The organism is Streptomyces sp. NPDC051064 (assembly GCF_044455985.1).
Taxonomy (GTDB): Bacteria; Actinomycetota; Actinomycetes; order Streptomycetales; family Streptomycetaceae; genus Streptomyces.
Window position 1 is genome coordinate 250649 of sequence record NZ_JBITFK010000005.1, and the last position, 19458, is coordinate 270106.

Consider the following 19458-nt stretch of genomic DNA (forward strand, 5'->3'; position numbering starts at 1 on the left):
CGTCGCGTGGAAGGTGGGGCCGGGGCGGACGGGGCTACAGCGGCGCGTCGCTCCCCAGGGCCTCGATCAGGGCCCCCGGGGTGGGGTGGTCGAACAGCAGGGTTGTGGGCATGGACCGCCCGGTGGCGCGGGTGAGCACCGTGCGCAGGGTGACGGCCATCCGGGAGTCCAGACCGAGCGCGTTGAAGTTCTCGTGCAGGTCGAGTTCGGTGGCCGGGGGCAGCCCGAGGGTGCTCAGGGTGCTGCTGACGACCAGTTCGTAGAGGTCGCCGGACCACTGCGCGGTGGGTTCGGCGGGCAGCGGCGCGGTGGACGGCACGGTGTCGAGCCAGAACGGTTCGCGCCCGAAGGGGTAGGGCGGCAGGTCGGTGCGGCGGGCATGCGGGCCGTGGACCGCCCCCGGATCGATCGGCGCGCCGAAGACGTAGGTCGCGGCGGCGGTCCCGGCGACGCCCGCCACCTCGTCCCGGTCGGCCATCGGCGCGCTGAAGAGGGCCTCGCCCAGGTCCACGGTCTCCGCCGCCATGTTCACCAGGCCCCGCCCCGGACCGATCTCGACGAAGAACCGGGCGCCGAGGTCGTGCGCGGTGCGCAGCGCGGGCCCGAACCGCACGGTGGCGCGCAGGTGGTGCGGCCAGTGTTCCGGGCGGTCGATCTCCCCGGGGATCACCGGCCGGCCGGTCACCGCCGAGATGATGCGCGGGCCGGTGGGCGGATGCCAGGTGAGCCCCTCGGCCAGCGCGAGCAGTTCGGCTTGGATCGGTTCCATCAGCGGGGAGTGCCCGGCAACGGCGATCCGCAGCCGGCGGGTGCGGCGGCCCAGCTGCTCGAAGTGGGCCGCAGCCGCGAGGGTGGCCTTCTCCTCGCCGGAGAGCACGAGGGACTGCGGGCTGTTGACGGCGGCGACGGAGACCGGTCCGGGCTCGGGGCCGAGCAGGCCCCGCGCCTCCCTCTCCGCGGCCTGTACTGCGATCATCGCGCCGCCGGGCGGCAGGGTGTTGATGAGCCGGCTGCGGCGCGCGACGAACAGCGCCGCGTCCTCCAGGGACAGGACGCCCGCCACGTGCGCGGCGGTGATCTCGCCCTGGGAGTGGCCGAGCAGCAGGTCCGGCGCCATGCCCCAGGACTCGAACAGCCGGTAGAGGGCGGCCTCCAGGGCGAACAGCGCGGGCTGGGCGTGGTGGCGCCGGTCGGGCAGGTCGTCGCGGCCCCACAGGATGTCGGCGAGGCTCGCGCCGAGGGCCGGCTCCATCGCGGCGCATGCCGCGTCGAAGGTGCGGGCGAACACCTCGAACTCCTTGTGGAGCCGCTGGCCCATGCCGGGCTGCTGCGCCCCCTGCCCAGGGAAGAGGTAAGCGGTGAGACCTTCGCCGGGGGTTCCCTCGACGACGCCGGGGGCGTCGGGGTGCGGGCCGTCGGCGAGCACCCGAAGCCGGGCGACCAGTTCGTCGAGGTCGCTCGCGACGACCGCGCCCCGGTGGTGCAGGAGTGTCCGGGTGGTGACGGAGGAGAGGCCGATGTCGGCCAGGGACACCGGGTCCGCTGCCGGGTCCCGGCGCGCGGGGTCGAGGGCGTCGGCGAAGGCGGCCGCGTGCCGGCGCATCGCCGGGTCGCTGCGGCCGGACACCAGGACGGGCACGGGGGTGGCGGCATCCGTCTCCGGGCTCGCGGGGACGGTCCCGGCGGGGTGTTCACCCAGCACCACATGGCAGTTGGTGCCGCCGAGGCCGAACGAGGAGACACCGGCGATGGACGGCTCCGGTCGTCGAGGCCACGTGCCACGGACCGCGCACACCCGCAGCCGGTTCGCGTCGAGGTCGATCGCCGGGTTGGGCTCCTGGTAGTTGAGGCTGGCCGGCAGCTCGCCGTGGTGCAGGCCGAGCGCGGTCTTGATGAAGCCCGCGATGCCCGCCGCGCCCTCCAGGTGGCCGATGTTCGTCTTGACCGAGCCGACCCACAGGGGGAAGTCCGACGGCCGCCCGGAGCCGTGCACCGCGCCGAGCGCGGACGCCTCGACCGGGTCGCCCAACGCCGTTCCCGTACCGTGCAGTTCGACGTAGGAGACGTCTTCGGGCGCGACGCCCGCGCACCGGCAGGCGGCGGTGAGCACCGACTGCTGGGCCTCGCTGCTGGGCGCGGTGAGGCCGGTCCGTCCGCCGTCGCTGTTCATGGCGCTGCCCAGCACGGTGCAGTAGATCCGGTCGCCGTCGGCGAGCGCTCGCTCCAGCGGCTTGAGGAGCAGGACGCCGGCCCCCTCGCCCCGGACGATCCCGTCGGCCCGGGAGTCGAACGTGTGGCACCGCCCCCGGGGCGAGAGGGCGCCGAGCGCCTGGACGGCGTCGTCGCCCTCGGCGGCGAGGTTGAGCTGCACCCCTGCGACGAGAGCCGCCGAGCACTCCCCCGCCTCCAGCGACCGCAGCGCTTGGTGGAGGGCGCTGAGCGACGAGGACTGCCCGGTGTCGACGGTCAGGCTGGGGCCGGTGAAACCGAGGAAGTGGGAGAGGCGGTTGGCCAGGAACGCCCGGCCGGTCCCGGTCATCGTGTAGGCGGTGGCGGTCCCGGCGGTCCGGCCCATCAGGGAATAGTCGTCGGCGCAGTTGCCGACGAAGACGCCGACAGGCTCCCGGGAGAGGGTGTCGGGAGCGGTCCGGGCGTCCTCCAGGGCGTGCCAGGCCAGTTCGAGGAGCAGCCGCTGCTGGGGATCCGTCGCGGCGGCCTCCGGCGCGGGCATCTGGAAGAACTCGGCGTCGAAGAGTTCGACGCCGTCGAGGTAGCCGCCGTCGCGGCGCCCGGTCCGCCGGCTCCCGGCCGGGCCGATGGCCTCGCTGCCGGAGATCAACAGCCGCCAGAACGCGTCGAGGCCGTCGGCGCCGGGGAACCGGCAGGACATGCCGACCACCGCGACAGGTTCCTGCTGCCGGGGCGTGGGTCGTCGGGTCGGGTTCTGGGACACGGTCTCCTCCGGATTCGGCGGTCGGGCGGGCGGTGGCAGCGTGCGCGCGGGCGCTTCCAGCGGCGCGAACAGCCGCTCCACGGCCGCTGCGGTCTCCCGGCGGTCGGCCTCGTCGCCCCGGCACCGGTCGGGCAGCAGCGGCAGCACGGAGCTACGGCGGGCGACCACGGACGGCTGTCTGCGGGCCAGGACGCTGAGGCTGTTGCCCGGTCCGGCCTCGACCAGCAGACAGTCGTGGTCGGCCAGCAGCCCGGTGAGTGTGGGGGCGAAATGGACGGTCGCGGCGGCCTGCCCGGCCCAGAAGTACGGGTCCACCGCGTCCCGGTCGGTGAGCAGGCCCCGGGTGTAGGCGGAGTACAGGGGCAGTTGCGGGGGCCGCAGTCCGGTGGCCCGCCAGTCCGGCAGGGAGGCCGTCACCGCCTCGGCGACCAGGGGGCTGTGGAACGCCTGCCGGGCTCGTACCTTGCGGCAGATCAGTCCCCGTTCCTCCAGCGTCCGAGCCGCCCGCGCCAGCGGGGCCTCCGCGCCGGCCAGCAGCAGTTGCCGGGGGGCGTTGACCGCCGCCAGGTGTACATCAGCGTTCAGGAGGTCTGCGACGTCGGCCTCCGAGGCCGCCACGGCGAGCATCCCGCCCGGCGGGGTGTCGGCGAACTGCCGGACGCGGTCGCGCAACAGCCGGACCCCGTCGGTGAAGTCGAGCACTCCGGCCAGGGTGGCGGCCGCGAGTTCCCCGACGCTGTGTCCGATCAGGGCCACCGGGCGCACACCTCGCTCCAGCAGCATCCGGCCGAGCGCGTGGTTCACCGCGTACAGCAGGGGCTGGGCCACCGACACGTCGTCGTACAGGGGTGAGGGGCGCTCGGCCAGCCACTCGGACCGCAACGCGGGTCCGGCGTCCTCGTACAGCGTGAAGGCACGGTCCATCCAGGCGGTGAACGACTCGTCGTGGCCGTAGAGGCCCGCCGCCATCCTGGGGTGCTGGGCGCCCTGTCCGGCGAACATCAGGGCGACGGGCCGGGTGGTCGGGGGCAAGAGCGGCATCCACGTACCTTTCCTGGGATTCGGCCACACGGTGCGTCCCGGCGTTCGAGCCACGCCTGAGAACGGTTCGAACCGCGGGGGCTCCATCCGGCCTCGAGCCGGTTTTGACGTCGCCGCCACAGACTCCGGGCCCGGGGGCCGTATCCGGCTTCACCCGCCGGCGACGATCCGGCCGAGTGGTGCACGAGGGAGGATCCGGTGAACGTCACGGACGTGTTCATTTCCGGGGTCGGGCTTCATCTGCCGCCTGCCCTGCCCGTCGCCGAGGTGGCGCGGCAGGGTTTCGCGGACGAACGGACGATCCGGCGCAGCCGGATGCGTTCGGTGTGCGTCGGCGAGGAGTCGGGGCCCGAGATGGCGGTTCGAGCGGCCCGGGAGGCGTTGCGCGCGGCGGGAGCCGGCCGGGAGGACATCAGCCTCGTTCTGCACGCCAGTACGTACTACCAGGGGCATGACCTCTGGGCGCCCGCCTCCTACGTCCAGCGGGAGACAGTGGGCGGCTCCTGCCCGGCGATGGACGTCGGGCAGCTCTCCAACGGTGGTATGGCGGCCATGGAGTTGGCGGTCGCCGCGCTGCTGTCCGGCCGGGCCCCGCACAGTGTGCTGATCACCACGGGCGACCGGTTCGCCCTGCCCGGGTTCGACCGCTGGGAGACCGACCCGGGGACGGTGTGCGGGGACGGCGGAACGGCGGCCGTCCTGTCCACCGCCGGCGGCTTCGCCCGCCTGCGCAGCCTGGTGACGGTCTCAGATCCGACACTGGAGTCGATGGGCCGGGGCGACGACCCGTTCGGTACGACGCCGCTGGGCGTCCGCTCCCCGGTCAGTGTGGCCGGGCACCGGGCGCGGCTGGTCGAGCAACTCGGCATGGGCGAGCTCATCGAACGCCTGCAAGCCGGGCAACGTAATGCGTTCGAGCGGGCGTTGACGGACGCGGACGTCAAGGCCGACGGCATCGCCTGGTTCGTGTTGCCCCATCTGGGCCGCCCGAAGATGGACTTCCAGTTCTTCGGCGCACTGGACATCGACGCCGACCGGAGCACCTGGTCGTGGGGGTCCGGGGTGGGACACCTGGGTGCGGGCGATCCCTTCGGGGGGCTGGCCCATCTGGTGCGGACCGGCGCCCTGGCCCCCGGACAGTTCTGCGCCCTCGTCAGCGCCGGCGGAGGTTTCGCCTGGTCGGTGGCGGTGCTGGAGATCGTCTGCCTCCCGACAGCCGGGACGCCCTCCCCTTCTGCCCCTGCGACAAGGAAGTCGAGCGCATCGTCATGACAACCCGTGAAACCCCGCCCGACACCGGGCCCGACCCGAGCGCGAACGCCCCGGGCGAGAACGCGCTGACGGCGTTCCACGAGCAACGGCCTCAGTGGGCCCCGGCACCTCCCGGCGGCGGTGCCGCCTCGGCCTGGCTTCCGGCGGCCGCACCGACCCACGTACCCGTCGAGCACGCGGTGGTGGTGGTGCCGATGGACTACACGGACCCCGCGGGCCGCAGGCTTTCGATCGCCGTCAGCCGGCTCCGGGCCAAGGACCCGGAGCGGCGTCGCGGCATCCTGCTGCTGGTCAACGGAGGCCCCGGGGGCTACTTCGGGCTCGGCCGGGGCTTTCCCGCCGCGCTGGCGCACACAGGGCTCACCGAGGTCTACGACCTGATCGGCTTCGACCCGCGCGGCACCGGGGACTCCACGCCACTTCGCGGCGAGATCACCCCGCCGGCCGCGCCGTTCGACTCACGCCCCCCGGACTCCGCCTTCGCGTTGATCTCCGAGGACTTCCGCATACGCGAGGAAGGCAACCTGCGAGCGGGCGGCGAGCTGCGTCCGCACATCAACACGCCCAACACCGCCCGGGACATGGACGTGATCCGCGCGGTGCTCGGCGAGGACAGCCTCAACTACCTGGGCTACACCTACGGCACCTACCTCGGCGCGGTCTACGGAGCACTGTTCCCCGACCGGCTGGACCGCAGCGTCCTGGACTCCTGTGTGCATCCCGACTGGTCCTGGCGCGAGCAGGCCATGGCCCAGGGGCGCGCCAACCGGGACAACGTGGAGGCCTGGGCCGCCTGGACCGCGCGGCGCGAGAGCCACTTCGGGCTCGGGACCTCCGGCGAGCAGGTGCTCGCCGCGGTCGAGGCGGCCGCCGCCGCGATCACCACCACCCCGGGCGCCGTCCCGCTGCGGTCGCTGTTCGACGGGGCGATGGGGTTCCGCTCGGCCGACCGCTCGAAGTGGCGGGAGCTGGCGGACCTGGTGGCCGACGTCCGGACGGGCGGCGCCGAGGCGGCCGGGAAGTGGCTCGCGAACGAGAAGGTGTGGCCGCCGAGCGAGACCGAGGGCGAGACCCGGTGCGGGGTGCTCGACGCGGTGACGGTCGAGAAGGACTGGCCGGCGGACCTTGAGGTCTACTACGAGGACATGCGCCGCTTCCGGGAACACTTCCCGTACGGCTACGGCGTGATGCGCGCCCAGACCTGGGTGGGGGCCTTCCGTACGTTCACCCCGCCGGAGCGTCCCGTGGAACTGTCCGCCCGCGGCTACCCGGCCGGGCTGGTCGTGCACGCCGAGGGCGACCCGACCGACCACTACGAGGGCGGGGCCGCGATGGCCGCCCGGCTCGGGCACCGGCTGATCACGGTCGCCGACTCGGGCCAGCACGAGATCTATGGCTTCGTTCGCAATCCGGACGTGGACAGGCTCGTCGAGGGCTACTTCGTCGACGGCGTCCTGCCCGACGACACGTCCTGCCTGAGCACGGTGAGCCGCCCGGACGTTCCGGCGGACGACGGCGCCGGCTCCGTCCCCCGTGAACAGAGGAAGGAATCATGACTCGCGTGCTCGTCATCGGCGGCGGGATCGCCGGGGCCGTCTGCGTCATCGCCCTTCAGAAGGCGGGCTTCGAGCCCACCCTCTACGAGGCCTTCGACCGCACCGCCGACGGCATCGGCAACTTCGTCAACATCGGCCCGAACGGCATCGACGCCCTGGACAGCATCGGCCTGGGCCACCTGGTCCGGGAGAAGGGCTTCGACACGCCCGCCATCGCGTTCTACAGCGACACCGGCCGGGCGCTGACCGGCGACGTCGCCACCGACCGGCTGGCGCACCGGGGCCAGATCATCCAGACGATCCGCCGCTCCGACCTCTACGTCGGGCTGCGGGACGAGGCGGCGCGGCGCGGGATCCCCATCGAGTTCGGCAAGCGGATCGTGGACGCGAGCGTCGACGGCGACGGGGTGCGGGCGGTCTTCGAGGACGGGACGCATGCCGGGGGCGATCTTCTGGTGGGGGCGGACGGTCTGCGCTCGCAGGTCCGCCGTATCATCGACCCCTCGGCTCCCTCGCCGCGCTATCTGGGGGTGCTCAACGCCTTCGGCCGCGCCGATGGGCTCCAGTTGGAGGGCCCGCCGGGCGTCATCCGGATGTTCTTCGGCAGGCGGAGCTTCTTCAGCTATACCAAGCACCCCGACGGCAGCCTCTGGTGGTTCGCCAACCCGCCGCGCGCCGAGGAACCGGACCAGGAGCTGTTGCGGCTCAGGACGGCGACCTGGCGCGGGGACCTGCTGCGCCTGTTCGAGGACGACCGTACTCCGGCGGCCGCCATCATCGGGGCGACCCGGGACCTCGCACCGCCGTCCCCGACGTACGACCTGCCGCCGGTGCCCCGCTGGCACCGCGACCGGATGATCGTGATCGGTGACGCGGCGCACGCGGTGTCCCCCACGGCGGGCCAGGGCTGCGCGGTGGCCATGGAGGACGCGGTCGTGCTGGCCAAGTGCCTGCGCGACGCGCCCTCACACGAGCGGGGATTCGTCAGCTACGAGGCGGCGAGGCGCAAGCGCGTCGAGGACATCGTCGCGCAGGGGAAGTACAACAACGAGGGCAATATCCGACGCGGCCCTGCGGGCCGTCTGCTGCGCAACTTCTTCATCTCCAGAGCCTTCCGCGGGACCGGGGGCAAGGGCGACCCCACCTGGATGATGAGCCATCACATCGACTGGGACGCCAAGGAGCCGGCCGTGGACGGGGTCGCCGCCACCGGGCCCGGACCGGGGCTACGCACCCAGGGATGACCGGACACCCCGGGCGCCCCGGGGCCTCTGGCCGTGACCGCCCCCGCGCCCCCGAGAAGGGCCGGACAGCCAAGGAGATCGCACGATGACGACCGAATCCCGTTGCCCTGTCGCCCACCCCCCCTTCCCCTACGCGCGTCAGGGGCCGTTCACCGCGCCCGCGCAGTATGCGGAAATGATCGAGAAGGGTGTCACGCAGGTGACACTCGCCCAGTCGGGCCTGCGGGTCTGGACGGTGACCGGCTACGCCAACGTCCGCAGTCTGCTGACGGACCCCCGGGTGAGCGCCTCGCGCAGACTGCCCGGCTTCCCCTTCTACTTCATCGCGCCGCCGGAGTTCCGCACGGAGACCTCCTTCATCGGGTACGACGCGCCGGAGCACACCCGGGCGCGGGGCAAGGTCGCCGCCGCGTTCACGTACCAGCGGGTGCAGAAGATGCGCGGGCGCATCCAGGAGGTCGTCGACGAACACATCGACCGGATGCTCGACCTGGCCCCGCCGGTCGACTTCCACCGGCTGTTCTCGCTGTCGCTGCCGACGACGGTGATCTGCGAGATGCTGGGCGTCCCGCAGGACGACCACGACTTCATCATCGAGCACAGCAACAACATGTTCGGCGGCCGCAGTGCGCCCGAGCAGCGGCGGGCCGCGATCATCGAGGTCAACGCGTACGTCGAGAAGCTGGTGCGGCTCAAGACGGAGACGCCCGGCGAGGACGTCATCAGCATGGCCATCGCGGCGTACGAGGAGTCGGGCGAGGAGTACACGGAACGCGATCTGGTCAACATGGTCCGAATGCTGATGAACGGCGGTCACGAGACCACCGCGAGCATGATCTCCTTCGGCACCGCCGCCCTGCTGGAGCACCCGGAGCAGCTGGCGGAACTGCTGGCCGATCCGGAGAAGATGATCGGCCCGGCCACCGAGGAACTGCTGCGCGTGGTGACGATAGGCGACGTGGGGGTGCCTCGGGTCGCGCTGGAGGACATCGAGATCGACGGCACGGTCATCCCGGCCGGTGACGGGATCCTGTGCCTCCTGCTCACCGCCAACCGGGACCCCGAGGTCTTCCCCGACCCCGACGAGCTGATCCTGAGCCGGGGCAGCCGCAAGCAGGTCGGGTTCGGGTACGGGGCGCACCTGTGCATCGGCGCGGAGCTGGCCCGGTTGGAGATGCAGATCGTCTGGACGACGCTGTTCCGCCGGATCCCATCGCTGCGGCTGGTCAAGCCGTTGGACGAGGTGCCCCGCAAGGAGGGCGCGATCGTGTACGGCGTTCACGAGCTGCACGTCACCTGGGACGTGTGAGGGCCATGGGCGAAGAGGTGTACGGCTCCGGACTCGCGGAGATCTACGAGCTCATCTACGCCGGCCGCGGCAAGGACTACCCCGCGGAGTCCGCCGAGGTGGCCGCCCATGTGCGGGCCCGGAGGCCGGACGCGAGCACGCTGCTCGACGTGGCCTGCGGGACGGGCGGCCACATGGCCTTCCTGCGGGAGACCTTCGACGTGGTGGAGGGACTCGAACTATCCGAGCACATGATCGTCAAGGCCGGGGAGAGCATGCCCGGCATTCCGGTGCACGCGGGCGACATGCGGGACTTCTCGCTGGAGCGGTCCTACGACGCGGTCATCTGCATGTTCAGCTCCATCGGGTACATGGACACCCCCGAGGAGTTGGAGGCCTCCCTGAGCGGCATGGCCCGGCACCTGACGCCCGGCGGGGTCATCGTGCTCGAACCCTGGTACTTTCCGGACGCGTTCCTCCCCGGGTACATCGCGGAGGACCTAGTGCGGTCCGACGGCCGGGTCACGGTGCGGATCTCGCACTCCACCCGCGAGGGCGACCGGGTCCCGATCGTCGTCCACTACCTGGACGCGTTGAAGGACAGCGGGATCCGGCACTTCACCGACGTGCACCGGATGCGGTTGTTCACTCGTGAGACCTACGAGCGGGCCTTCGAGGGGGCGGGCTGCTCGGTCGAGTACGTCCGGACCGACCGGTTCGGCTGCGGGCTGTTCGTCGGCGTGCTGAAGTGAGAGCGCCGCTCTGAAGCGGACGAAGGGGGTCCGGGCCACCTGGCCCGGACCCCCTTCCTCGTTCCTCCCGCTGATCCGCCTACCGGCCGGCCACCGGCCGGTGCTCCGCCCGGTCCGTCCGCCACATGTCCCGCAGGGAGACGGCGAGGGTGGTCCGGGGCCGCCAGTCGAGCAGTTGCGCGGCGCGTCGGATGTCGGCCCGGGTCCAGGCGCCGCCGAGGCTGCGGACCTCCTGGGCCCGTTCGTCGAGGATCTCGGCCGGGAAGCCGGCGGCGGTGACGAAGAGCCGCACCAGGGTGGGCATGTCCACGGCCGTCCCGCTGCCGATGTTCACGGCCTGGCCGGTCGCCGTCGACTCGGCGGCCTTCAGGACCGCTTCGGCGACATCGCGTACATCCACGAAGTCGCGCCGCGCGTCGCCCAGGGTGACCGGCATCCGGTCACCGGTGGCCACCGCCTCACGCAACAGGGCGACGAGCTTGCCGGGAAAGCTCTCGGGCGACGGGTGGGGGCCGCTGACGTTGGCGACCCGCAGGACCAGCCCGTCCGCCGCACCGGTCCGGGTGGCTGCCAGCACCGCCTGCGAACCGGCCAGTTTGCTCCGGGTGTAGGGGGTCACCGGGCGCGGATGGAGCGCCTCGTCCATGACGGTGCCCGCGGAGACCTCGCCGTACTCGTGCATCGTGCCGATGTGGACGAGGCGGACACGTTCCTCCACGGTGCCCAGGGCCGCGAGCAGGCGGCAGACCAGGCCGAGGTTCAGGTCCGCCAGTTCCTCGTCGGTCCTGGCCCAGCCGTCGGTGGCGTTCGCCGCGTCGGTGGCGTTGACCACGACGTCCACCCGGTGCTCGCGCAGCAGCCGGCCGATGCTCTCGGGCGAGGCGCGGCCGAGGTCGAGCCCGACGAACCGGTGGTGGGTGGCGACGTGAGGTCGGGGCCGACGGGCCATGGCGAGGACGTAGTGGCCGCGCCGGGCGGCCAGCTCGCAGACGTGTCTGCCGAGCCAGCCGGTGCCGCCGAGGACGGCCGTCCGGAGTGTGCCGGGCGCGCCCGGTCGGGGCGTGGGCACGGCCCTAGGCCGTCCTGTACCGCAGGGCGAGGTCTTCGAGGACCGGCACGACCGCGCCGGGCGAGGGCTGCCGGGCGATCTCCTCGCGTACCTCCTTGGCCCGCTTGGCATAGCCGGTGTCCTCCAGCAGGGTGCGGCAGGAGTCCAGCAGGCTCTGCGGGGTCAGGTCGGCGGGCGGCAGGTGGCGCACCGCACCGAGGTCGGCCAGCCGGGCGATGGCCTCCAGGGGCTTGCCGCGGCCGGGGACGACGACCTGGGGGATGCCCTGGAATGAGCAGGCCATCATGGTGCCGGGGCCGCCGTGGTGGACGGCCGCGTCGCAACCGGGCAGCACGGAGGTCAGCGAGATCCACCCCGCGGCGACGACCTTGTCCGGGAGCGTGCCGAGCTTGTCGACCAGGTGGTCGGCGACCGCGACGACCAGCTCCGCGTCCAGGGACGCGAGGGCCTGGATCATCTGGCCGAGCATCGGGATGCCACCGATCTGCGGCTGGACGGACCCCAGGGTCACCAGCAGCCGGGGCCGGGTGCGGGGCTCGTGGACCCAGCCGGGCACGGCCCCCGGCTCACCGAAGGGGACATACCGTACGGGCTGCGCCCCGGGCACCGGATCGCCGAGCGCCGGGGGGCAGTTGTCGAGGACCAGGGCGGGCGGGGGCAGCTTGTCCAGCCCCAGGCGCTCCAGTTCCGGGGCCATTTCCCGCTCCACCGCGTCGGCGACCGGCAGATCGCCGGGGCCGACGATGTGCTTGACCCACGGGACGCCGTGCATCCCGGCGGCGATGGCCGGGGCCGCGAAGGAGTACGAGTCGGTGATCACGAGGTCGGGCCGCCAGCGCCCGACGAGCTCGACGGTGGCGTCGACGGTCCGCGCGGCCAGCCGGCCGAAGCCGGCACCGACGCCCGCGGCCATGTCGGCGTCGTTGTCGGGGACGCGGACCGGTCGGCCCTCCCGGTCCAGGGCCATGACCTCGCCCATGTCCAGGGGGCCATGCACCGGCGTCATGGCGAGACCGGAGCCGCGTACGGCGGGTTCGAAGCTTTCGGGGACCGTCACGAGCACTTCGTGACCGGCGGCGCGCAGCGCCCAGGCGATGGGCACGACCGGGAAGTACAGCGGGTGGGCAGGCCCTGTGGCCACGAGAATCTTCATGTTCCGGAACCTAGGAGCCGGTGCCTGATTCCCGCTCGAATCCGGCTGGTCGCGACCGGGGCCGCGCGCTGTCGGCGTACCGTCTCAGCGGGCGAGTCGGGCATCCAGCTCCAGGCACTGTTCGTAGTCGGGCAGCACCCCCGACTCCAGGGCCTGTGCGAGGCTCTGGGCCGCCCGGTCGCGTTCCGAGACGACCGGTTCGATGTCCTCGGGCAGGGACAGCGCCAGGTCGGGGTCGTCCACCGACAACGCCAGTTCGTTCTCAGGGGCGTAGGCCAGGGACAGGGTGTAAGCCATCACCGTGTCGTCCTCCAGCGCGACGAAGGCGTGGCCCAGACCGACGGGGAAGTACACCGCCCGGAAGTCCACCGGGTCGAGGACGACGGTGGCGTGGCGGCCGAAGGTCGGCGAACCACGCCGCAGGTCCACGATGATGTCGAGCGCCCGGCCCCGGGGGCAGTAGACGTACTTCGCCATACCCGGCGGGGTGCGGGTGAAGTGGACCCCGCGGACGACGCCCCGGCGGGAGCGGCTATGGCTGCTCTGCGCCACCGGGAACAGCCGATGCCCGGTCTGCCGGACGAACGCCTCCTCCTGGAAGGGCGACACGAACGCGCCGCGTGGGTCCGCGAACACCTGCGGGGTGAAGACGTGCGCGCCGACGACACCCAGTTCCTTGGCTTCCATGAGCCGTTCCTCCCGTTCCCCGTGAGCCGTTCGGGCGACGGTCGTGCCCGCACAGATGCTGGGTACGCCGTCTGGAGTGCGGGTGGGGAATCACTGGAGGCGTCCGCCGGGGGCGTCGCCAAGGCGATCGCGGACAGTGGATGACCGCGATCCCGGCTATCGTCCGGCACAGTTCGCCGCCTCGCGTGCGCTCCGTAGGAAGGACACCATGGCACTGCTCACCCGCCGGAGCCTGAACAGGGCCACCTCGCAGCGGCAGTTGCTGCTGGAGCGGACCGGCCTCTCGGCGTTGGAGGTGACGGAACGCCTCGTCGGACTGCAGGCACAGGACCCCGATCCGCCCTACATCGGCCTGTGGAGCCGGGTGGAGGACTTCCGCCTCGACGATCTGACCCGGTTGCTGTACGAGCGCCGGGTGGTGCGCGCGACGCTGTTCCGGGGGACCCAGCACCTGCTGAGCACCGAGGACTACCTGTGGGTCCGGCCGCTCCTGCAGTCGATGCTGGACCGGTGGCAGAAGGGGGCCTTCGGCAAGTTCACCGCCGGGCTCGACCTGGCCGAGATCGCGGCGTTCTCAAGGGAGTTCATCGGCGAGGGCACGGTGACCCGGGTGGAGCTGGGCCGGGCCCTGGTGGAGCGGTGGCCCGGCACCGACAAGGTCGGCATGGCCCGGTCGGTACAGGGGCTGCTGCCGGTGGTGCACCCGCCGCCGGACGGCACCTGGGGCAAGCGGGGGGCCACGCCCATCGCGCTCGCCGACCACTGGCTCGGCCGGAGTCCGGCCGTCGAGGAGCAGGCGGCCCGCAAGCTGGTCCTGCGCTACTTGGCCGCGTTCGGCCCGGCCACGGTGAAGGACGTCCAGGCCTGGAGCGGAATGACACGGCTGCGCGAGGTGGTCGACGGCCTGGGATCGCAACTGCGGCTCCACCGCAACGAGGCCGGCCAGGATCTGTACGACCTCCCCGACGCCCCGCTGCCCGACCCGGACACCCCGGCGCCGGTCCGGTTCCTCGCCGCGCTCGACAACGTGGTCCTCAGTCACTTCGACCGGTCCCGGATGATGGACGAGGTGGTGCGCAAGCACATCGTCGTCGAGGCGGCGGTGACCGTGGACGGCTTCGTGCGGGGGCTCTGGCACATCCGGCAGGAGAAGGCCGGGGCGACGCTGGTCGTCAAACCGTTCCGGCCGTTGACGGGCACCGAGGAGGAGTCCGTCATGGAGGAGGGTGGTCGTCTGCTGCGCTTCGCCGCTGACAAGGCCGAGCGCCACGACATCGAGTTCCGGCCGGTGGATCGGGGCGTCTGACCGGCCCCCTGCGGGCGACCGCCGGGGGGCGGCCGCGCGGATCATCCGGTGGGGGGACTCCCCCACCGGATGAGCACCCCGAGGAACCATAGCCGTCGTCGTGCGCCCACCGGGGATGACGGGGTAGGCCCCTAGAGGTCGGCGAGCTCCTTGGCGATGGCCATGACGTACTGCCCGTAACGGGACTTGGCGAGCCGGACGCCGAGGCTGTGGCACTCGTCGCTGGTGATGTAGCCCATGCGCAGGGCGACCTCCTCCACGCAGGCGATGCGCACGCCCTGCCGCTCCTCCAGCGTCCCGACGTACTGTCCGGCCAGCAACAGCGACTCGGGGGTACCGGTGTCCAACCAGGCGAAGCCCCGGCCGAGGTCGACCAGCCTGGCGCGTCCGCCCTCCAGGTACCAGCGGTTCACATCGGTGATCTCCAGTTCGCCGCGCGCCGACGGCCGGACGTTCTTGGCGACGTCCACGACGGAGTTGTCGTAGAAGTACAGCCCGGTGATGGCCCGGTTGGACCGCGGGTGCGTGGGCTTCTCCTCGATGGACACGAGCCGGCCGTCGGCGTCGACCTCGCCCACACCGTAGCGCTCGGGATCGTTCACCGGATAGCCGAACAGGACGCACCCGGACACGTCCCGGCTGTTTTCCGTGAGTACGGAATAGAAATTGTGCCCGTGAAAGATGTTGTCGCCCAGAATCAGGGCGACCGAGCTGTCGCCGATATGGTCGGCGCCGATCACGAATGCTTCCGCGAGTCCGTTGGCCTCGACCTGTTCGGCGTATTCGATCTGGAGTCCGAGATGTGATCCGTCGCCCAGCAGCCGCCGGAACTGCGGGAGATCGTCGGGGGTCGAGATGACCAGGACCTCCCGGATGCCGGCCAGCATCAGAATGCTCAACGGGTAGTAGATCATCGGTTTGTCGCCGACCGGCAGTAGCTGCTTGGAAACAGCGATGGTCACGGGCTGGAGTCTGGTTCCCGATCCGCCCGCAAGAATGATCCCCTTCACCGGGTGACACCTCTCGATCACTGGTTGCACAGCACCGCAGGGCGATCAGTGCATCATGGGGCATTCGAGCAGGTCTCGATGTGCGCTCGAATCCGGGGTCCTTCTCGAATGAGCGGGCATGGCACCCCGTCAAGTTCCTGTCGAGCAATTTTCGAGAACCCGCACCTACGGTCACCGACATGACTTCATGCCGTATCTGCCAAGGCGTGGTGCAGGAGTTCTTCGACTTCGGCCGACAGCCTCTCTCCGACGCCTTCCGCAGGCCCGAGGACAGCTCGGAGGCATTCTTCTACCGGCTCGCCGTGGGCGTCTGCGAACAGTGCACCATGGTGCAGCTGATGGAAGAAGTGCCCCGCGAACGGATGTTCCGCGCGGACTACCCGTACCACTCCTCGATGTCCTCGGTGATGCGGGACCACTTCACCCGCACCGCCCACCAACTGCTCGCGGCGGGCGGGCAGGGCGAGGACCCCTTCGTGGTGGAGATCGGCTGCAACGACGGGGTCATGCTCAAGACCGTCGCCGAACAGGGCGTCCGGCACCTGGGCGTGGACCCGTCCCGGGATGTGGCCGAGCTGGCCGCCGGCAAGGGCGTCCGAGTGAAGATCGACTTCTTCCAGGAGTCGACGGCCACCGCCATACGCGCGACCGACGGACCCGCCGACGTGATCTACGCCGCGAACACCATCTGCCACATCCCCTACCTGGACTCGGTGTTCCGCGGGGTCGACGCCCTGCTGGCCCCCGACGGCATCTTCGTGTTCGAGGACCCCTACCTCGGGGACATCGTCGAGCGCACCAGCTTCGACCAGATCTACGACGAGCACTTCTACCTGTTCTCGGCCTCGTCCGTACGGGCCACCGCGCGCAGGTTCGGCTTCGAGCTCGTCGACGTCGAGCGCCTCCCGGTGCACGGTGGCGAGGTGCGCTACACCATCGGCCGCGAGGGGCGTCGGGAGCCCGCGGCGGCCGTCGACTCGCTGATCGCCGAGGAGCGCAAGCGCCAGATCGTCGACATCACGATCCTGGAGAACTTCGCGGTCGAGGTGAAGCGGAACTGCGAGGCGCTCACCACGCTGCTGGCCCAGTTGCGCGAGCAGGGCCACACAGTCGCCGCGTACGGCGCGACGGCGAAGAGCGCCACCGTCGCCAACTACTGCGACATCGGCCCGGACCTCGTTCCGGCGGTGTTCGACTCCACGGCGGCCAAGCAGGGCCGGCTCACGCCCGGGACGCATATCCCGGTCCGGCCGATGGAGGAGTTCTCCGCTCCGTACCCCGACTACGCGCTGCTCTTCGCGTGGAACCACGCGGACGAGATCATCGCCAAGGAGCAGGAGTTCCGCGCCCGGGGCGGGAAGTGGATCGTGTACGTCCCCGAGGTGAAGATCATCTGACCGGACGGCCGACGGCCACCGATGCCCGTCCGTGCGCGCCCTCCCCCCGCCATGGGGGGACGGCGCGCACGGACGCGCGAGCCGGCCGCGCCGTGCGGCACGCGGACGGCCGTCGGTCAAGCGCGGATCACCGGTTCGGGACCCGTTCGGGCGGTGTCCTTCTGCGGGGCGGGCCTGCTCCACCGCCGCATGGCCGGACGCTCTACGCTCACGTACAACAGCCAGGCGAGCAGCATGCTGACAACGATCACGAGAGCGCTCTCGTAGAGCGCACGCGAAAGCGTCGACTGGCGCATCCAGCCGTCGGGTTTGGACATGCCGAGCGGTCCGTAGCCCAGGACGAACCAGTGCACCATGTAGAGGGCGAAGGAGATCTCCCCGAAGAAGACCATGGTCCGGCTCTTCAGGAGTGTGCGCCGGCCGTCCGCGTCGGCGGTGGCCGCGGCGGCGATGACCAGGGCGAGGAAGAACGCGATCCCGGACGACTGACTGAACGTCTCCGGCAGCGTCTTGACGATGACGAGATAGCTCGCCAGCGCCAGCACGACGGCGGGCAGAAGGCCCAGGCGGATCCACCGGCCGCTCAGCACGATCTGCGCGACCAGCATGCCGAGAACGAACTCCAGCGCCCGGACGACCGGGAAGTAGTAGACGAACCACTCCTCCCACCACGGGATCGAGCTTGCCAGGGAGTCGGCCATGGTCGGGGTGTCCGGGAGCAGCCAGGCCACGAACGGCAACACGCAGATCGCGACGGCGACACCCCCGGCCCACAGCCAGAGCCGCTGCGCCCGGACCCGGCGCACCAGCAGAAGCAGCGCCGGGAAGCAGAGGTAGAACAGCAGCTCACAGGCCAGTGTCCAACTGGCACCGCTGGACGCGAAGTTGAGGACGACCTCCTGGGAGGGTATCCAGCTCTGCACGAGGAACAGGGTGGGCAGGGTGTTGGCCGCCGTGACCGGGTTCCCGTACACGAGCATGAGGACGGTGACGACGGCCAGGGTGACGAGGTGGTTGGGGTAGATCTTCACCAGCCGACGACGCCAGAACAGACGTTTGGTGTCGGTGGGCCGGGCCACCCAGGTCAGCACGAAGCCGCTCAGGACGAAGAAGAACACCACCCCGGTCGGCCCGGCCGGGTAGAGGTAGTCCCCGACGGAGGCGACCCACGGCTCCTGCACCCGGGGCACGACCACGATGGTGATGTGGCAGATCAGCACCATGAAGGCGGCGACGAATCGCATTCCGGTCAGGGAGGGAAGCCGCGCCGGGAAGGCGTCAGAGGATGGGGGCGTGGCGGCGCGCCCGCGTGGTGACGGCGCTCCGGCGTCATTGTCGGGACGTTGGATGTGTGGTTGCGAGGGGCCCTTCATGGTGACCAACATGGGCCGGTTGGCTTGAGGACTCCTCGGAAACCGCCTCACCAGCCGGCTCCAAAAATCGCGTCGCGGTCCAAAGCGCGTACCCACGCGCCACCTGACTCTGCGCCATTCGGCTTGTGCAACGCCCGAGCAAGATGATCTCCAGGTGAGCTTGTTTGTGCAGGTCAGGAGCGTTGTACAGGAGTTCCGCGACATCTGAAAGCCTGCTGAAGAGGCACCGTCACACCCCTCCTGACCTGCACAAATGCGAGGTGGGTGAGGCGTGACGGAGTCTCTGGGACTTCTCTGGGACAGAGAACCAGGAGCAACGCCTCTCAGCAAGCCCGGTCAACGTGTCACTCATCCGTGCAGCAGTCCCGAACCGTCTACCAGCGCAAGGACGGCCGCTGGGAAGCAGCCGGATACGTCCTCGCCCCCGGCAACACCCGCAAGCCCATCCGCGTCTACGGCAACACCCGCAAGGAAGCGCAGGCCAAGCTCACCGAGAAGATAGCCGCCAGCAACCGCGGCCTCCCCGTCCCCTCCGCGCAGGGCAGTGTGGTGGCTTACCTGACGTACGGGCTGGAGAACGTCGCCGTCCACCAGCTCCGCGAGAACACCCACACCCGCTACAACGCCGTCGCCCGGCTCTACCTCATCCCCGAACTGGGCAAGAAGAAGCTCGCCAAGCTCACCGCCAAGGATGTCCGCACGTGGCTCGACCGGCTCCGCAGCACCTGCCAGTGCTGCACCCGTGGCATCGACGCCCACCGCGATCAGCCCCGTTGCTGTGCCGCCGGGGCGTGCTGCTCCAAGCGGCTCTCCCCGCTGACGTACATCCACTCCGTCCTCAAGTCCGCCCTGGAGCACGCGGTGCGTGAGGAGGAGATCCCGCGCAACGTCGCCCGCAACGTACGCACCGGTACACCGCGCCCTCGTCGGTTCGAACCGCTCACGGCAGATGAAGCCCGCCAGTTCCTCGCCGCCGCCCGCAATGACCGCCTGTGCGCGCTGTACGAACTCGCCCTCCGCACCGGGCTCCGAAAGGGCGAACTCCTCGGCCTCCATTGGGAAGACCTCGACGACGTCCTGACCGGCACTGCCAGCATTCGCCGCACCCTCCAGCGCACCCAGACCGGCGGGCTGACCACCCTCCCCACCAAGACCCGCGCATCCGAACGCCGCATCGCCCTTCCCGGCGAGTGCATCCACTCGCTCAAGGAACACCGTGAGGTCCAAGAAGGAGAACGACAGGCGGCGGCGTGCGATTGGAGGGACAACCGCCTTGTCTTTAGCACGCCGGCAGGAAGGCCGATCGATCCGGCGAACGGACGCGCGTAGGGCTTGAGGGTCTACGGTGTCCCGGGCC

At 71.1% G+C, this 19458-nt stretch carries 13 protein-coding genes and 1 pseudogene; 8 read left to right on the plus strand and 6 right to left on the minus strand.

Going from position 1 to position 19458, the window contains the following annotated elements; all coding sequences use genetic code 11:
• Window positions 1–34 precede the first annotated feature (34 nt).
• Entirely contained in the window at window positions 35–3994 is a 3960-nt protein-coding gene (locus tag ACIBCU_RS19310) for an acyltransferase domain-containing protein (RefSeq protein WP_399232623.1), read from the minus strand.
• 198 nt (window positions 3995–4192) lie between these two features.
• Here ACIBCU_RS19310 and ACIBCU_RS19315 point away from each other — a divergent pair, with 198 nt between their 5' ends.
• From ACIBCU_RS19315 to ACIBCU_RS19335, 5 genes are all read left to right on the plus strand, one after another.
• On the plus strand, window positions 4193–5266 hold the full coding sequence (locus tag ACIBCU_RS19315; protein WP_362935308.1) for a ketoacyl-ACP synthase III family protein: 1074 nt from the start codon (window positions 4193–4195) through the stop codon (window positions 5264–5266).
• On the plus strand, window positions 5263–6822 hold the full coding sequence (locus ACIBCU_RS19320; RefSeq protein WP_399232626.1) for an alpha/beta fold hydrolase: 1560 nt from the start codon (window positions 5263–5265) through the stop codon (window positions 6820–6822). The genes ACIBCU_RS19315 and ACIBCU_RS19320 overlap by 4 nt, the downstream gene beginning before the upstream one ends.
• Entirely contained in the window at window positions 6819–8066 is a 1248-nt protein-coding gene (locus ACIBCU_RS19325) for an FAD-dependent oxidoreductase (RefSeq protein WP_399232628.1), read from the plus strand. Before ACIBCU_RS19320 ends, ACIBCU_RS19325 begins: the two co-directional genes overlap by 4 nt.
• A gap of 85 nt (window positions 8067–8151) precedes the next feature.
• Window positions 8152–9375: a cytochrome P450 gene (locus ACIBCU_RS19330; protein ID WP_399232630.1), complete on the plus strand. Its 1224-nt coding sequence runs from the start codon at window positions 8152–8154 to the stop codon at window positions 9373–9375.
• A gap of 5 nt (window positions 9376–9380) precedes the next feature.
• Window positions 9381–10106 (plus strand): class I SAM-dependent methyltransferase, encoded by a 726-nt coding sequence (locus ACIBCU_RS19335; protein WP_362935401.1) that lies wholly within the window; start codon window positions 9381–9383, stop codon window positions 10104–10106.
• Window positions 10107–10185: 79 nt separating this feature from the next.
• On the opposite strand, the gene ACIBCU_RS19340 is transcribed toward ACIBCU_RS19335, so the two are convergent.
• The 3 genes from ACIBCU_RS19340 to ACIBCU_RS19350 form a co-directional block, all read right to left on the minus strand.
• On the minus strand, window positions 10186–11175 hold the full coding sequence (locus tag ACIBCU_RS19340; protein WP_362935320.1) for an NAD-dependent epimerase/dehydratase family protein: 990 nt from the start codon (window positions 11173–11175) through the stop codon (window positions 10186–10188).
• A gap of 4 nt (window positions 11176–11179) precedes the next feature.
• Complete coding sequence (locus tag ACIBCU_RS19345) at window positions 11180–12328, minus strand: nucleotide disphospho-sugar-binding domain-containing protein (protein ID WP_399232632.1); 1149 nt, start codon at window positions 12326–12328, stop codon at window positions 11180–11182.
• 84 nt (window positions 12329–12412) lie between these two features.
• Window positions 12413–13015, minus strand: a complete 603-nt coding sequence (locus ACIBCU_RS19350) for a dTDP-4-dehydrorhamnose 3,5-epimerase family protein (protein ID WP_362935326.1) — start codon at window positions 13013–13015, stop codon at window positions 12413–12415.
• A 208-nt stretch (window positions 13016–13223) separates the two neighbouring features.
• On the opposite strand from ACIBCU_RS19350, the gene ACIBCU_RS19355 reads away from it, so the two are divergent.
• The gene (locus tag ACIBCU_RS19355; RefSeq protein ID WP_399232635.1) at window positions 13224–14321 is read left to right on the plus strand and encodes a winged helix DNA-binding domain-containing protein; all 1098 of its coding nucleotides are present in this window, start codon (window positions 13224–13226) and stop codon (window positions 14319–14321) included.
• Window positions 14322–14452: 131 nt separating this feature from the next.
• Here the strand turns inward: ACIBCU_RS19355 and rfbA are convergent, their stop codons facing one another.
• Window positions 14453–15331 carry a glucose-1-phosphate thymidylyltransferase RfbA gene (rfbA, locus tag ACIBCU_RS19360; protein WP_399232637.1) on the minus strand — a complete coding sequence of 293 codons (879 nt, stop codon included), beginning with the start codon at window positions 15329–15331 and terminating at the stop codon, window positions 14453–14455.
• A gap of 179 nt (window positions 15332–15510) precedes the next feature.
• Here rfbA and ACIBCU_RS19365 point away from each other — a divergent pair, with 179 nt between their 5' ends.
• Window positions 15511–16728 carry a class I SAM-dependent methyltransferase gene (locus ACIBCU_RS19365; RefSeq protein WP_362935335.1) on the plus strand — a complete coding sequence of 406 codons (1218 nt, stop codon included), beginning with the start codon at window positions 15511–15513 and terminating at the stop codon, window positions 16726–16728.
• 116 nt (window positions 16729–16844) lie between these two features.
• Here the strand turns inward: ACIBCU_RS19365 and ACIBCU_RS19370 are convergent, their stop codons facing one another.
• The gene (locus ACIBCU_RS19370; RefSeq protein WP_399232640.1) at window positions 16845–17972 is read right to left on the minus strand and encodes an acyltransferase family protein; all 1128 of its coding nucleotides are present in this window, start codon (window positions 17970–17972) and stop codon (window positions 16845–16847) included.
• 483 nt (window positions 17973–18455) lie between these two features.
• Between ACIBCU_RS19370 and xerC the strand changes: the two are divergent.
• Window positions 18456–19418 (plus strand): annotated as a pseudogene (gene xerC, locus ACIBCU_RS19375) (tyrosine recombinase XerC); the annotation flags it as partial.
• Between the last annotated feature and the right edge of the window lie 40 nt (window positions 19419–19458).